This window comes from Eubacterium ramulus ATCC 29099 (assembly GCF_000469345.1).
Classification (GTDB): domain Bacteria; phylum Bacillota; class Clostridia; order Lachnospirales; family Lachnospiraceae; genus Eubacterium_I; species Eubacterium_I ramulus.
This window is the reverse complement of sequence record NZ_KI271108.1, coordinates 1-15,318: the sequence shown is the minus strand read 5'-3', so window position 1 is coordinate 15,318 and position 15,318 is coordinate 1. Positions and strand designations below refer to the sequence as shown.

Here is a 15,318-nt window from a genome sequence, read left to right as displayed (position 1 = left end):
CCTTTCCGTCTGTTCCGATATACCACCAGCCACTGCTGTTTTGCACTACGGTCTCCTGGCCTTTCTGCACACAGCCATTCCGAACATAATACCAGCCGTCAAATGCGTCATTCTCCGATTTTACAAGGCCGCTTGCAGCAAACTGTACCTGGCCATATTCACAGTACCATTCTCCGGATGCATTGCTTGCAATCCCGTTAAAATTCGAATCAATCCTTCCGTTTCTGACTGCCAGCCAATCGTCATTCATACAAATCACGTCATTGTACTGAGGATCCGCACAACCATTTTTTACATACCAGTCTTCTCCTTCATAATAACAGATTGTCGTCTCAGAAAAGTTTACTTTTCCATTCTCAATGTACCATAGACTTCCGTTATATTCATACAATCCCCATTTATTAAAATTAACTCTTCCATCTTCTACATACCACCAGTCACCGTTGCAGGCTACCAGCGTAGTAACGTCTTCTGCAATCTCATCATCCACATAATAGTTCCAGGAATCCCCTTCCTGATACAACCCATTCTTTGGAGGTTCCTGAATATCTCTGAATGCAATTCCATTTTCATTTGCATAAGTCTCAACAGCAGAACCGACTGTTCCGCGTAATGTCAGCTCTGAACAATTATAAAACACATTTGATCCAAATGTAATATCAGTTCCTTTTATCGTCACATTCTTAACACTATAACAATCAAAAAATGCAGCATCTTCGATGTTTGTTACACTCTCTGGAATTACTATTTTTACAAGATTTGTATTATAACTAAATGCACCCTCTGCAATCTGCTGAACGCCCGATGCAAACTGCGGATCATTTACTGCCGGGCCGCTGATTGCAATTTTTTTATCACAACTGTACAGAATACCATTCTGGGAAGCATAGTTATTTCCAATTCCTGTGCATTCAAAGTTCTCTAACGATAAGCACTGTGCAAAAGCACCTGTTCCAATTTCCTTTACACTGGCCGGAATATTGATGGATGTCGCCTGTTCAAAACCCGAAAATGCAAATGCTCCGATCTTTGTGATCGTATCTGGAAGATGGATTGTTCCACATGTTCTGTTTGACCCCTGTGAAAATTGATCCTCAATTTCCGTAACTGTTTTTTCCTGATAGGTTGCCGGGATTTCCAAAGTATCACCTGATGTAAGTTGTCCGTCATACTGATAAATGGACAAGGTCCCATCATCTTTATCATGAAAGCAAAACAACGAATCTCTTTCCTCAGCAGAATAATATCGCGGTGCTGTTCCGCTGTAACCGGCTTCCAGTTCATAATATTTGCCATCATAATATACCATTGCATTCATGTGACCGCTTCCTGCGCCGTAATCCTTGTTCCCGTTTCTGGACCAGGCATCAATTCCGAGTAACTCACAAGTTCTGATAATGGTAGATGTACTCGCCCAACAGTCACCATTTCCATAAATAATCATAGACACATATCCGGAATGCGATGCACCATAATCAAAGCTGGCCGGATATGCAGCAATTTTTTTCATCAGCTCCATATCACTGAGATTTTTTCCTGCAATATTTTCATTTATGTATTGTAAAATCTTATCATCCGCATATTTTTGCGCATAGTCTGCCACATGAACTGTTATATTTGTCTGCACGCCGTCTGCTGTCACCGTCACTGTTGCATCGCCAGCATCAAAACTTTTTTCGACACTGGTAGGTGTTTTATCTTGGATCGGATAAGAATATCCTATATTTCCATACCAATAAGTCGTCGTATATTTTATCCGCACGACACCACGATCATCTACGGTAATATTATTTCCATCCGTTACTGTATAGCTGATATCTCTTCCGTTTGCATGGATCTGATATTCCGTATCCATATCCGCAGGAATCGCGATCACCCCATCATAGCTGCTTGACAGCCCATACAAAGTAATATCATCCGCAACCATCTGCGCACCGGAAGCAGCAGACTGTCGTTCTTCTGCTCGGGCCGGAGTAATTTCTGCCATTGCACATACAAAAATAACTGCTAAAAAACAAATAAATACGTTTAATTTTTTCATAGTATGTTGTCCTTTCTTATGTAGTCTCATCTCGGGCTTATTCTACCACAATTAACACAACATTACAATTTCCCCGTCATATTCCTGCCTGACGGCACATATTTTAATAATAATTATAATCATAGCCGGTACCTGCCATGCGCCACTGTCATTTTCATTTTTTTCGTAAAATCCGTTTTTCCCTCTGTCTCTCCCTGTTTCTCATTGGTCTCGGAATTTTCTGTGCCGCCGTCTGTAAATGTGCAGATTCCGACACCTGGATTGTTCAGTTTCTGACGAATCCGCAGGCAGATTCCGACAAAAGTTCTTCTGAAGCCGATGCACCGGATGCTGCATCGGCTTCTGACGCATCATCCGAAAACACCACTGCTTTGAATGCCGCCTTCACGGATTATGTAACAGAACTTTTTCGGCAGGAAGCTTCCGCAAATCTGCTGAACCTTCATTACACACTGGCAGATCCTGCCGCTTACGGTATCACGGACTATCAGACATCTCTCGGAACCTGCTCTGCAGATTCTCCTGCCCTGGCTGCAGCCTTTGCTGAAAATCTGCTTGTCGGACTGCAACAATTTCAATCGGCTGAACTATCGGCTGAAAATCGGCTGACCCTGGATATTCTGTCAGAATCTCTGGATCTCACAAAAAACGGTGCCAACTGGTACTGTTATGAAGAGCCGCTGACTCCCACTACCGGACTGCAATCCCAGATTCCCATCCTGCTGGCAGAATATACCTTTCGGAATACAAGGGACATCACAGATTACCTGTCGTTACTGTCCGACATTCCACGGTATTTTTCTGAGATCAGCGCGTATGAGAAGGAAAAAGCTGCCGCCGGGCGTTTTATGCCATCCTTTGCCGCCCAGCGTCTGATCCAACAGTGCAAAGACTTCACGGCAGATCTTAACTCCCATTATCTTGTTGCTACCTTCAACGAAAAAACAGATGCCATGAGTGAACTGTCCAAAAACGAACGTGCTGCCTATCAAAACCAAAATCGCGACATTCTGGAACAGCAAGTATTTCCGGCATTTGAACAGCTTTCCAACACAATTGCCGGATTACAGAATAGCGGATATAACGATGCCGGCCTCTGTCATTTCCCGGAAGGGAATACCTATTATGAATATCTGGTGCGCTGCTATACCGGAAGCGATGACTCCGTCGCCACACTGGAAAAACGTACCGCCAGCCAGCGCAAAAAAGATCTGCTTCTGGTATCAGAATTGCTGGAAGATCACCCGGATCTCACCGAGGAGCCAGAACGACTCGATTTCTCCACACAGTCTCCCGAAGAAATGCTGGCTACGCTGCAGCAGGCGATCACTGCCGACTTTCCTTCCCTCCCGGATTGCAATGTAACAGTCAAATATATCAATGCTGCCATGGAAGATTATCTCTCCCCGGCATTTTATCTGACTTCCCCACTGGATCAGCTGACAGAGAACACCATCTACATCAATCAGAAAAATGGTTATGAAGGAATCCGGCTGTTCACGACACTGGCGCATGAAGGTTTTCCGGGACATCTGTATCAAAACATCTACTTCCACAGCCAGGATGTGCCGCCTATCCGGTCACTGCTTGGCTATCCCGGCTACACAGAAGGCTGGGCGACATTCGTGGAATTACATTCCTATATTTACAGCGGACTGTCCAAAGATGCTGCAAAACTCTGCGCTGCAAATCAGGCTGCAATCCTGAGTCTTTACGCCACTGCGGATATGGGGATCCATTATGAAGGATGGACGCTGGACGATACAGTAGCCTTCTTTTCCACTTACGGATTCACTGATGAGGAAGTACTGCGGGATATTTTTGAACTGATCGTATCCGAACCTGCCAACTATCTGAAATATTATATCGGATATCTGGAATTTCATGATCTGCAGGAAGAAATGAAAAAGCAGAATCCGGATACTTATACGGACTCTGCCTTTTATGAAAAAGTATTAAAAATCGGCCCGGCATCATTCAATGTGCTGCGGGATTATGTGTTGGAGAACCGGTAACTTCCGCCTGCCGTTTCTCCAGACGTTTCATAATTGCAAAAAATACCGGCATTACCACGGCGGTTGCCGCGATCCATGCAGTCTGATCTGTAAAACATACTGCGGTATATCCAAATTTCGGAATGACAAAGACAGACATCAGACCACGGGCAAGAAGTTCACTTAATCCTGCACACATGGCAATGGCACTGTAACCGAGCCCCTGAATGGTCAGTCGTGTGCAGTTCAGGAATGCCAGAAAGAAATAGAAAAATCCTGCACAGGTCAATAGCTGCTGTGCATAGCCAAGCACTTCTGTCTCACTTCCTGATACAAAGATCAGGGCAATCTTGGAACCTGCAAAAATCAGCACGATTCCGATGGCGATACTGTAAATCACAGAAATGATAATTCCTGATTTCAATCCTTCCCGGATTCGTTTCAGATTGCCGGCGCCAAGGTTCTGACTGCCAAAGGTTGCACTGGCTGTGGCAAATCCATCGTATGGACACATCGCCAGCTGTTTTACCTTTGTAGCTGCCGCAAATGCAGATACATAAACTGCTCCCAGTGTATTTACCGCACTCTGGAGCAGAATACTTCCAATGGCAGTAATGGAAAATTGCAGTCCCATCGGCACAGCCATTGTAAACAGTGTCTTTATGTAATGCATATCCAGTCTGCGTTCCTGATGATTTGTCTTCAGAATGTCATATTTTTTCTTCATATAGCGAAAGCAAAGTACTCCGGAAATTGCCTGTGATAAAATGGTCGCCCATCCAGCCCCCGCCGTACCAAGTTTGAATACAATGATAAACAGCATATCCAGAAAAATATTCATCACTGCGGACAGTACCAGAAAATAAAACGGTGTCTTGGAATCTCCCAGTGAACGGATGATACCAGCCACTACATTGTATAAAAACGTAAAGGGAATTCCAAGGAAAATGACAAACAGATAATCATACGCGCCCTGATAAAACTGATTCGGCGTCTTCATCCAGGTCAGGATGGAACCGCACAGCGCACAGGTCACGATCGTCATGATTACGGCGAGAAAAATCGCCAGGTAGGCTGCGTTCATCACAAATTTACGCATTTCACTGTAACTTTTTGCTCCAAATTTCTGTGCCACCGGAACCGCCAGCCCTGTACAGGTACCAAGACAAAAACCAATAATCAGAAATGTAATAGATGTGGTAGAACTTACACTGGTCAGGGCATCCAGCCCCAAATAACGGCCTACGATTACCGTATCTACCATGTTATACATCTGCTGAAACAGATTTCCCAGTACCAGCGGTATAGAAAACTGCCAGATCAGTTTCATTGGGCTTCCAACAGTCAAGTCTTTTGTCATAGCTACTCCTTCCCCTATAAGCCTAAGAATGTTCCAGGCATAGCCTTTATTCTTGTACATATCTCTGTACTTCTGCTAAACTTGTGCGATATCACTCATTCTCTGCTTTCAACAACATCTGATAAATTTCGCGTTTTCCAACGCCCCGGTCTTTTGCCACCTGTTTCATTGCGCTTTTCCGATCCATACCGGTGCTCAGATAATGCTCCATATGTTCTTCCACCGAAATTGCCTCCCAGGATTGCTGTGCCTCCTGCACCAGTTCCTCACGGCTTCTGCCCTCGATAACAAGAACACATTCTCCGCGAACCCCCTGCTCCTCATAGTAACGGATTGCTTCCGAAAATGTGGTCTGAAACGCTGTTTCAAATTTTTTTGTCAGTTCCCGGCAAACTGTCAGCCTGCGGTTTCCCAGTGCATTCTGCAGTTCTTTTAACGTCCCCAGCAGATGGTGTGGCGCCTCATATACGATCAGTGTTCTTGTATCGTTTTTCAGTTCCTCCAATACCGCCGCGCGTTCTTTTTTCTCTTTTGGCAGAAATGCCTCAAAGGAAAAACGACGTGTCGGAAGCCCGGACAGAGTCAATGCGGTAATGCATGCCGCTGCTCCCGGAAGGGATGTCACTTCGATGCCCTGTTCATAGCAGATCCGCACCAGATCTTCGCCCGGATCGGAGATACCCGGCGTACCCGCATCCGTGATCAGCGCGATATTTGTGCCTTGCTGCATCTTTTCCACCAGCTGATACGCCTTGTCCACTTTGTTATATTCATGATAGCTGGTCAGTGGTGTCTTTATATCAAAATGGTTCAGCAGATGGATGGAATTTCTAGTATCCTCTGCTGCGATCAGATCTACTTCTTTTAAAGTGCGTAATACCCGCAGCGTAATGTCCTCCAGATTTCCAATCGGTGTTGCACATAAATATAATTTTCCAGCCATAACCTTTTTTCACCTCACAGTCCGATAAAAATTGTATCTTTACATTTTTCATATACTTCACTTTTTGCATTACTATCTATCGTACAAAACAGAATCAATCATTCAAAGATATACGATAAACAAGTTTAATAACCATATACATCATATATCTCATCCGTATATTTTCCAGGCTCTTTGTATACAATTAATGGTTTTTCCACGGTCATTCGGCTTTTTCCACCCCGCAGTCCCTCGATCAGCACCATATTCGGCTCCCGGTCCACGTAAGGATACACCAGACGCATCCGTTTGGGTTCCATGCGGTACTGCACCATCAGAGATATGATCTCCGCCAGCCGGAAAGGCCGGTGCACCATATAAAAACGACCGCCCGGCATCAGAAGTCTCGCACTTTCCCGGATAATATCTTCCAGATTGCACAATACTTCATGTCTTGCGATGGTTTTTGCCTCATACACATTTGTCAGTCCGTGTTGTGCGGTCATATACGGTGGATTTGTCGTCACGACATGAAAAGAAGATGCTCCAAAAATCTTTGAAGCATCCTTAATATCACCTTCTACGATGTCGATCCGATCCTGCAGCCCATTCAACGCCACGCTGCGTTTCGCCATATCCGCACTCTCCGGCTGGATCTCCAGTCCGGTAAAATGTTTTCCCTCTGTCTTTGCTTCCATCAGGATCGGAATGATCCCGTTTCCACAGCCCAGATCCAGACAGCGTTCCTGTTTTTTTGCCCGGGCAAAGCCGGACAGCAGCACCGCATCCATGCCGAAGCAGAATCGTTCCGGATTCTGGATAATGCGGTAGCCGTTTCGCTGTAATTCGTCGATTCGTTCTCCCAGCAATAAATTACTCATTTAACTTGGAATGTCCTCCCTTGTCCTCTAACTCAGCAAGTTTGCGCATTTCCTCTTTGCTCAGACGCTCGCCGTGATCTCTGCGGCGCTTGGAACGGAATTTCAGCTGTCTGACCGGATATTCACGGATTTCTTTTTCATCTCCCATATCTACGATCACTTTCACCAGCTGGCGCAGTACGCTGACACTCTGTACCTCACCTTTCAATCCATCTGCAGTCGTCACGCGGTCACCCACATTCGGCAGACGGCTGTTCAGGTATTCGTAAGTTTCTTCTTCATTTTTCAAACAACACATCAATCTGCCGCATACACCGGAAATCTTGGTCGGATTCAGGGACAGATTCTGTTCCTTTGCCATCTTGATAGACACCGGTGCGAACTCGGTCAGAAATGTATGACAGCACAGCGGTCGTCCGCAGATACCGATACCGCCCAGAATCTTGGTCTCATCCCGGACACCGATCTGACGCAATTCGATTCTGGTACGGAACACACTTGCCAGATCTTTTACCAATTCACGGAAATCGATTCTTCCGTCTGCGGTAAAATAAAACAGCAGTTTATTGTTGTCAAACGTATACTCTGCCTGTACCAGTTTCATCGCGAGACCATGTTTTTCAATCTTTTCCAGGCAAATTTTATATGCTTCTTTCTCTTTTTCATGATTTCGCTCTTCAATGCGGTCATCCTCCGGTGTTGCCACACGGATCACCGCCTTCAGCGGCTGAACCACCTCATCGTCTGTAATGCCTTTCGGCGGTACAATGACTGTACCATATTCAATACCGCGGGCTGTCTCCACGATGACATGGCTGCCCCGCTCCAGTTTCAGGTTTTTCGGGTCAAAGTAGTACACCTTTCCCGCCTGACGGAATCTGACTCCAGTTACTTTTATCATCCAATGTTCTCCTTGATCGTCATTGCCAGCAATTCCATGGTCAGGTCAAAATTTACATTTGCCCGAATCCGTCGGTCCGCTGTCTCTATTGCTTCTAAAATCTGCTGCAGGCCATGATAGGTGCTTTTCTCTGCCTGACGCCGGATTTCCAGCGCCTGTTCCCGGAAAATCAGCTGTTCTTCGGAACCTGCTGCTTTATATAATAACACATCCCGATACCAAAACAAAACCAAATCAAAAAATTCTCTGATATCGTCCTTGAAATCGTTCAGTGGTTTTATCTCCTGTAAAATATCATATCTGCGGATATTGCCCAGTCTGCGCAGCAGCGACACGGTAACGTCCTTCAGGTCATTAAACCGTTCGGAAGAAGCCAGTGCCACCGCACGGCCCACATTGCCTCTGGCAAAGGCTGCACATACCTCCGCTTTGTAATCCGGTACCTGACGTTTCTTCATCAGAAATTCCCGGATTTTCTCATCGCTCACCGGCTTGATGTCCAGCATCACACACCGGGAACGGATCGTTTGCAAAAATGCATCCGCATTCGTGGTCAGAAGCAGGATCACCGCATAAGCCGGCGGCTCCTCGATGGTTTTCAACAGCGCATTCTGTGCCTGCTGATTCATTTTCTCTGCTTCATCCACAATGTATACTTTATACTTACTGCTGTAAGGTTTGATCTCAATATCATGATTAATCTGCTCACGGATGTCCGCCACAGAGATCGTATTCGGCTTTTCATGCGTCAGATAAATAATATCAGGCTGGTTATTCCCCAGTGCCTGTTTGCAGGAATGACACTCCAGACATGGCTCTGCAAGGATTTCCGGTGACAGTTTCTCCTCTGGACGACCTGTCGCTCCCTCCCGGTTCCGGATGGAAGTCTCACACTGCAGCGCCATGGCAAATGCCTGTGCCAGCATCATTTTCCCACTGTCCTTTGGACCGTTGATAATGTATGCATGAGATACTTTATCCATTACAATCGCACTCTGCAAGTGCGCAATCAATTGTTCATGTCCGATAATCTCATGAAATCCTGCCATTACTGCTCCTTACTGCCAATATCTGTTCGTTCCGTTTCCTAAAAAATCGAATCATTCCTTCTGCTGTTTATCTCAGACGAAAATACGCTCTCCTATAAACGGTACGTAAAATTAAAAGAAATGCTATCTACTTCATATAAGAAGCGATTTCCTGTGTGACCTGATCCAGATCTGTATTCTGAAACCGCTTTGTGATCCCTGCTCTTTCCAGATTTTCCTCAGAAAAATCCTCCTCATCCGCCAGAAATCTGCGGCACATCTCCGCATATTTGGGCTGATCCTGCGCACGTTCCCGATCCAGCGCACGCTGAAGACGCAGTCCGTCGTCTACTTCCACATACACCGGACACACTTTGTCCATGCCAAAATAATCACGGATCTGCTCATATGCTTCCAGTGTTCCGATCATCAGATAATCGCTCTCCGCCAGGCAGATCTGTCCATCATCCGCGGTAAAATATTTCCATATGCCATACATCGTATGGTATGCACGCAGTTCAATGATTTTTCCCGCCGCTTCAAAATCTGCCACCTGCTGCTCCGTACAGAAAACATACGTCTGTCCGTCGGTCTCCCCGGAGCGCATCGGACGGGTGGTATAAGGAACGACACGCCGCAAATGCAGTTTCTCCATTGCCAGAAGGCGGTTATAGATCGTGTCTTTTCCCGATGCACTTTTGCCCATCAGACAATAGATGTTTCCCATGATCATGTCTCTCTTTCATTCTAAAATCTCATTATGATTACAGTATATTACAGATTTCCAAGCTTTGTCCACTGTAATCTTTCATTCCCTCTATCTGCATGTTCCGTGCCTGACAGATGCGCAGCGTTTCCAGAATCTCCTCCGTCACACGCTCACCCGGCGCCAGGATTGGGATTCCCGGCGGATACAGATAGACAAACTCCCCGGATACACAGCCTGCCGCACTCATCAGAGGGATTGTCGTCTTCGGTGCATCCATTGCCTCTGCAATCTCCAGCACTTTTTCTGCCTCACAGTATATGTCATCTGTGGTAAATAAATCTGCTGTCTCCAATTCCTGCCCCTGATGCAACATCCCGCTTTTACGATTCTTTCTATCAATCGCCTGCAGTGCAGCGAACAGCCGGTCAAACCCTTCCTGTGTATCCATAAGCGTTGTCAGGGCCGTCGCATAGTGACCGGAGGCCATCTCCAGTTCCAGATGATAATGCTCCGTCAAAAGTTCCGCCAGTTCCTGCCCGTGCAGTCCCGCGCCCTCGGCACAGATCAGGATTTTGGACGGATCCCGTGCCCAGATGCCCGGATCATTTTCCCTGTTTTCTCCGATTTTCCCATCAGGTGAAAGCACAGTGATCCGTTGTAATGTTCTGCATTTTTCATAAAAATCATGCAGCCGCTGTTCGTATGCCGCAAAAAGTTCCGTTCCCTGCTCCCGCAGGATCCGGGTGCAGCGGTCAATCCCAGCCATCAGAATATAGGATGGAGAACTGGTCTGATAAATTCCCAGATACTGTTTTACCCGCTCCAGATCGATCCACGGATTTTTCCGATAATGAAGCAGTGCGCTCTGGGTGTAGGCAGGCAGCGTTTTGTGCACACTCTCGATACACAGATCCGCGCCAAAGGCAAGCGCCTTCTGCGGAAATCCCTGTGAGAAACCGAAATGCGCACCGTGGGCCTCATCCACGATCAGTGGTACACCTTTTTCATGCGCCAGAGCTGCAATCGCTGCAATATCGGAAACGACACCATCATAGGTCGGGGAAGTCAGCAAAACAGCTTCCGTGTCCGGATACTGCTCCAGCATGTCACGCACCTGTTCCGGTGAGATACTTCCCTGAATGCCAAAGTCTGTCTGCTCCGGATATAGATATGCAGTCTTCAGTTCCATCAGATAGACCGCATGATAGACGGCTTTGTGGCAGTTGCGTGCCATCAGCAGCCGCCCTCCTCTCCTGACGGTTCCACAGATGGCAGATAGCAGCCCCGCCGTACTTCCGTTTATCAGGAAAAAGGTCTCATCCGCGCCAAACGTTTCCGCAGCCCGGCACTGCGCCTCCTGCAGAATCCCTTCCGCATGATGCAGGTTATCAAAACCGGTAATCTCCGTAATGTCAATTACTTCTCCGGTCCAGTTTCCCATAGACTGGCGCTTATGTCCCGGCATGTGAAATGGATAGGCATCTGTCTGGCTGTATGCCAGCAGTTTTTCATCCAGATATTCTGTTTTTTGGACAAAATGTTCCTTTCCAACTGTCGTATCCTGTTCTGTCTTCTGCTTAGGTTCCATCTGATTGTATCACCGCTCTTTCTGATTATTTTCTACTTATCCCGCAAAATACCGAATCTGCTCTGTTGTCAGTTCTATTCCGAAGTTTTCCTTCAGGATCACCGGAAGTTCCTCCGGCATCAGTGTCTGCTCTCTGGGTATTCCGTCTGTCACTTCCCGATAAACAAGCCCCGTCAGTGCACGATATCCACGCTCTGTGCGCAGATTGGCAATCCGCTGGCAGCGAAACAGCGATTTCTCTGCATGAGACAGATAATAATTCAAAGATGTAAAATCCATCTCATGTACTGCAATCGTGGTAAACATAACCTCCAGACGTTCCTTTCGGTCCATCGGATCATCATAAATATCCCGATTCAACCGTACTCGGCGCATTGTTCCATACCAGCCCGGTTCGATGGCACGGATAGAAAATTCTTCTCCTTTCATTTCAAGCCATACATCTTCGGTATCCGCTGTCCACAGTCCCTGATCCGGAATTTTCATAGATGCCGGCGGCATGGCTCCGCCCAGACCGACTTCACAGAAATAGTCTTTTCCATCCAGCGTGACAATGGTTGCCCGGTGATCAAACAGATTCTGCGACGGCTCCGTCAGACCAAACATAACTCTGCACAGGCAGGGGCGTGCGTCAAATCCCATAGAGCGAAGCATCACACAGAAAAATCCGTTCGTCTCAAAGCAGTAACCGCCCCTCCGCTGTACGATAAATTTGTCATATAACGCTTCCTCCGTCAGCGAGATCTCCTTCTGAAAATCATAGACATCGAGATTTTCAAAAGGAATGGAACACTGATGTGCATAGATCAGTTCATCCAGCACCTCCCGTGTCAGCGTGATCTCCTTATTATAGTGAAGCCGGTTCAGATACGCCTGTATCTGCTGTTCGTTATACATGTATTTTCCCCCTTAAAAATAATGTACCATTCTCAAGGTTCATTGAGCCTTTTTCTTTGTCTCTGTTTTTTCATAGGCCATTTGACACTATCGAAAGCCAGAACATACCTGTTATCATACCATATTTTTACCTGTCGATATACTTATTTTTGCGAAAAAACCTGCCGGTACATGGTAATTCCACATGCCGACAGGTTTCTTTTTGTCCGAACATCTTATAAATATGTTTTTATAAAGACGATGTATTTACTTTTCTAATGTCTCAGACGAGATTCAATTAACGTACCTCACTGTCGATCGGCTCTACTTTTAATACACACATAGCGATAAGTCCGATAACAGCCATAACAGCCATGATAATGTAAGCGAGCTGGCAAGTAGGATCGATTGAGTTACAAGCAGATACTACTGTGATACCAACACCTGTCATTACAGAGTTCAGAGGCTGAATAACAGAGAATGCATTTTTGAAATCATAACGTCCCCAGATAGCTGCTGTACAGGATACCATTAAGTTGGAAGATCCACCTAACATTACAGCAAGGATCGGAAGGGAGATGTAATGTAATACAGTTACATGTGTTAAACAGCAAAGAACTGCTACAAATGCCAGAACATTGATCAGGATACCTGTTTTCTTTGTACCGATCTTAACGTCTAACCAACCTACTACGATAGATCCCGGGATAGCAAGCACACCTGCGATACCAAGCATCTGAAGTACGGTCGGAAGTTCATAACCCATAACCATGAATTTTGTTACGAAGTTGGACATGATACCCATGGACATGAAGCCTGTGATACCAACTGCGATCCAGAGCACCCACATACGTCCTGTTTTCAGACATTTTAAAGCAGTCCATTTGGATGTTTTTAAGTACTCAAGCGCTGCCTGATGCTCAGCTTTTGCTTTTTCACCATCAAATGCAGGATTGTTATCCGGGTAACCACCTTTTTCTTCCGGGAAATCGCGAACAAATACGATAACGACAATACCAACGATAACTGCGATAACTGCGATTGCTATATAATATGCGGAATATCCAACTGTTCCGACGAACATACCTGCTACTGCAGATGTTGTAGCTGCAGACAACGGATAACCTGCGGTACAAAGACCCATAGCTACACCACGTTTTGTCGGAAACCAGTGTCCGATGATCTCACCTGCAAGCAACATAGCGGATGCAAGAGAGAATGTGTAGATTACTACATAGCATACCACAACACCAACGGTATTGTGTACCTGACCGATCAGAACTGTAAATACAGCTGTGATGATCATGCTCAGTCCCCAATAAAGACGGATTGAGTGTTTGTTGATCAGACGACCGAGAATAATACTACCGATGATACCGAACGGTACTGCGATCGTTGACATTGCGTAAACCGCTGCCTGGTTGATACCAAGACCGATAAATACGTCACGGGTTACGTTCAGAGAATCGGATGTCAGTGCTGAATACACATAACATGAGAAAAATGCCAGAATTACGATGATGTAACCTTTTACACCAAGGTTCCAGCTGCTTGTCTTTTTGTTGTTCATTTCAACTTTCCTCCTAAACACCATAAAACCATTTTTTATTTGTTTCAAAAACAACTTCACCGGAACAGATAAATACATCATTATCTGCCCTGAAAACACCGCTATTTTATCTTAAAAAATTCTCAAAGTCAACACATTTCACTAAACCGCATTGGTATGTCCGCTGTTTTTATATGCATATTGCACAAATGCTGTGTATTATAATGCATTTTCTGCATTACTATGATCTCTTTTTTGGATGTAACTCCTTGCTTTTTACCATTTTTAAAGCTTTTTTACCATTTTCTTTAGAGGATCCTGTTTTTTTAATCCATTTTTGTTATGACAAAATCTGTTATTTTCCCCCAAGATTGTTTTTATTCCTGTACTTTTTTCAAACTTTTCTCCGCTTTTTCATATATCATGCACGATTTGTATTAAATTTTTGTTAATTTTTTCTCGAGCATTTCCATAAAAATGGCAATGGCCGGATTATAATTATTCTTTCTCCAGGCCATAGTAATGTTGTGATTTTTCGCCTCCGGCATATCAATATTACGCAGCACTACATGTGGATTCTGACCCTCGATCGTCCGGTCTGACGTAATTGCCACGCCGTTCCCGGTCTGCACCCAGAGCATGACATCCTCCATCTTTTCCACCAACAGAAAATCCGGGTGGATCCCGCAGCGGGCACAGAGGTTTGTGATATAGCGAAATCCCTCTTCACTGGCCTTCGGTCCAAGCTGGATAAACCGCTCATCTTTCAGATCTGCCAACGCCACCGTCTCCTGCAGCGCCAACGGATGGTTTTGATTCAGCATAATGCACGAGTCAAATTTCTGCACATTCACCGTCACCAGATCCGGTTTGTCATACAGCGAAAAGCCGTAAGTCAGGATCAGATCCAGATCTCCGGCAGCCAGACGGGCCGGAAGTTCTCCCAGGGCAAACCGCTCCAGACTCATCGCAATCTGCTCATATGCTTCCCGGAACTCCCGGATCACATCATCGAACAGTTCCGAAATATCATAAATATCCAGAAAACCAATGCGTAGTTCTCCCTCATAACCGGAATTTGCATGCTTTGCATCTTCTACAGCCTCTGCATAATCCGACAGCACCTTCGGCAGCCGGTTGTATAGCACACTGCCTCCCGGTGTCAGCTTCAGACGTTTTTTTTCCCGGATAAAAAGTCTGGTTCCCAGTTCCTCCTCCATAGCATTGATCTGACGGCTCAGCGCCGGCTGCGTGATAAACAAGCACTTCGCGGCTTCTGTAAAACTCAGACACTCCGCCACCGTTACAAAATATTTGATCTGATTAAAAGTCATCTCCTCTGTTCCTCCCTGTATCTATATGCTCCGTTTCTATGTCCGATTCTTTCTATTTCAGTCTTCATTCATCCCTATGTCCGATTTTATCCCTATATCTATTCTTTCAAGTCGAACGCACGTGAGACTTGGTGT

12 protein-coding genes are annotated in these 15,318 nt (G+C 45.7%); 1 reads left to right on the top strand and 11 read right to left on the bottom strand.

Annotated features, from left to right (window positions below):
* Nucleotides 1-2,041 (bottom strand): leucine-rich repeat domain-containing protein (locus HMPREF0373_RS04790; RefSeq protein WP_044962985.1); only part of this gene is annotated, 2,041 nt, incomplete at its 3' end.
* Between the two features lie 137 nt (nt 2,042-2,178).
* Between HMPREF0373_RS04790 and HMPREF0373_RS04785 the strand changes: the two genes are divergently transcribed.
* Nucleotides 2,179-4,056, top strand: coding sequence for a DUF885 domain-containing protein (locus tag HMPREF0373_RS04785; protein ID WP_021738486.1), 1,878 nt, complete (start codon nt 2,179-2,181; stop codon nt 4,054-4,056).
* On the opposite strand, the gene HMPREF0373_RS04780 is transcribed toward HMPREF0373_RS04785, so the two are convergent.
* The 10 genes from HMPREF0373_RS04780 to HMPREF0373_RS04735 form a co-directional block, all read right to left on the bottom strand.
* Nucleotides 4,019-5,455 (bottom strand): MATE family efflux transporter, encoded by a 1,437-nt coding sequence (locus HMPREF0373_RS04780; protein WP_021738485.1) that lies wholly within the window; start codon nt 5,453-5,455, stop codon nt 4,019-4,021. The two genes, HMPREF0373_RS04785 and HMPREF0373_RS04780, sit on opposite strands and share 38 nt — an antisense overlap.
* A 31-nt stretch (nt 5,456-5,486) precedes the next feature.
* Nucleotides 5,487-6,338 carry a 16S rRNA (cytidine(1402)-2'-O)-methyltransferase gene (gene rsmI, locus HMPREF0373_RS04775; RefSeq protein ID WP_021738484.1) on the bottom strand — a complete coding sequence of 284 codons (852 nt, stop codon included), beginning with the start codon at nt 6,336-6,338 and terminating at the stop codon, nt 5,487-5,489.
* Between the two features lie 125 nt (nt 6,339-6,463).
* Complete coding sequence (locus HMPREF0373_RS04770) at nt 6,464-7,198, bottom strand: tRNA1(Val) (adenine(37)-N6)-methyltransferase (protein ID WP_021738483.1); 735 nt, start codon at nt 7,196-7,198, stop codon at nt 6,464-6,466.
* The gene (locus tag HMPREF0373_RS04765) at nt 7,191-8,099 is read right to left on the bottom strand and encodes a PSP1 domain-containing protein (protein ID WP_021738482.1); all 909 of its coding nucleotides are present in this window, start codon (nt 8,097-8,099) and stop codon (nt 7,191-7,193) included. The genes HMPREF0373_RS04770 and HMPREF0373_RS04765 overlap by 8 nt, the downstream gene beginning before the upstream one ends.
* Entirely contained in the window at nt 8,096-9,148 is a 1,053-nt protein-coding gene (locus tag HMPREF0373_RS04760) for a DNA polymerase III subunit (RefSeq protein WP_021738481.1), read from the bottom strand. The genes HMPREF0373_RS04765 and HMPREF0373_RS04760 overlap by 4 nt, the downstream gene beginning before the upstream one ends.
* Nucleotides 9,149-9,275: 127 nt before the next feature.
* Nucleotides 9,276-9,854: a nucleoside/nucleotide kinase family protein gene (locus HMPREF0373_RS04755; RefSeq protein ID WP_044962982.1), complete on the bottom strand. Its 579-nt coding sequence runs from the start codon at nt 9,852-9,854 to the stop codon at nt 9,276-9,278.
* A 37-nt stretch (nt 9,855-9,891) separates the two neighbouring features.
* A complete protein-coding gene (locus tag HMPREF0373_RS04750; RefSeq protein ID WP_021738479.1) occupies nt 9,892-11,424 on the bottom strand; it encodes an aminotransferase class I/II-fold pyridoxal phosphate-dependent enzyme in 1,533 nt (510 codons plus the stop codon).
* A 36-nt stretch (nt 11,425-11,460) separates the two neighbouring features.
* Nucleotides 11,461-12,321, bottom strand: a complete 861-nt coding sequence (locus tag HMPREF0373_RS04745; protein WP_021738478.1) for an arylamine N-acetyltransferase family protein — start codon at nt 12,319-12,321, stop codon at nt 11,461-11,463.
* Nucleotides 12,322-12,598: 277 nt separating this feature from the next.
* Entirely contained in the window at nt 12,599-13,870 is a 1,272-nt protein-coding gene (locus HMPREF0373_RS04740) for an MFS transporter (protein WP_022035655.1), read from the bottom strand.
* A gap of 416 nt (nt 13,871-14,286) precedes the next feature.
* Nucleotides 14,287-15,183, bottom strand: coding sequence for a LysR family transcriptional regulator (locus HMPREF0373_RS04735; RefSeq protein WP_021738475.1), 897 nt, complete (start codon nt 15,181-15,183; stop codon nt 14,287-14,289).
* Between the last annotated feature and the right edge of the window lie 135 nt (nt 15,184-15,318).

What these genes read in the sequence shown, in the direction of transcription:
- HMPREF0373_RS04785 (WP_021738486.1), top strand. Translation starts at nt 2,179, where the DNA reads ATGCGCCACTGTCATTTTCATTTTTTTCGTAAAATCCGTTTTTCCCTC.
- HMPREF0373_RS04780 (WP_021738485.1), bottom strand. Translation starts at nt 5,455, where the DNA reads ATGTACAAGAATAAAGGCTATGCCTGGAACATTCTTAGGCTTATAGGG.
- rsmI (WP_021738484.1), bottom strand. Translation starts at nt 6,338, where the DNA reads ATGGCTGGAAAATTATATTTATGTGCAACACCGATTGGAAATCTGGAG.
- HMPREF0373_RS04770 (WP_021738483.1), bottom strand. Translation starts at nt 7,198, where the DNA reads ATGAGTAATTTATTGCTGGGAGAACGAATCGACGAATTACAGCGAAAC.
- HMPREF0373_RS04765 (WP_021738482.1), bottom strand. Translation starts at nt 8,099, where the DNA reads ATGATAAAAGTAACTGGAGTCAGATTCCGTCAGGCGGGAAAGGTGTAC.
- HMPREF0373_RS04760 (WP_021738481.1), bottom strand. Translation starts at nt 9,148, where the DNA reads ATGGCAGGATTTCATGAGATTATCGGACATGAACAATTGATTGCGCAC.
- HMPREF0373_RS04755 (WP_044962982.1), bottom strand. Translation starts at nt 9,854, where the DNA reads ATGGGAAACATCTATTGTCTGATGGGCAAAAGTGCATCGGGAAAAGAC.
- HMPREF0373_RS04750 (WP_021738479.1), bottom strand. Translation starts at nt 11,424, where the DNA reads ATGGAACCTAAGCAGAAGACAGAACAGGATACGACAGTTGGAAAGGAA.
- HMPREF0373_RS04745 (WP_021738478.1), bottom strand. Translation starts at nt 12,321, where the DNA reads ATGTATAACGAACAGCAGATACAGGCGTATCTGAACCGGCTTCACTAT.
- HMPREF0373_RS04740 (WP_022035655.1), bottom strand. Translation starts at nt 13,870, where the DNA reads ATGAACAACAAAAAGACAAGCAGCTGGAACCTTGGTGTAAAAGGTTAC.
- HMPREF0373_RS04735 (WP_021738475.1), bottom strand. Translation starts at nt 15,183, where the DNA reads ATGACTTTTAATCAGATCAAATATTTTGTAACGGTGGCGGAGTGTCTG.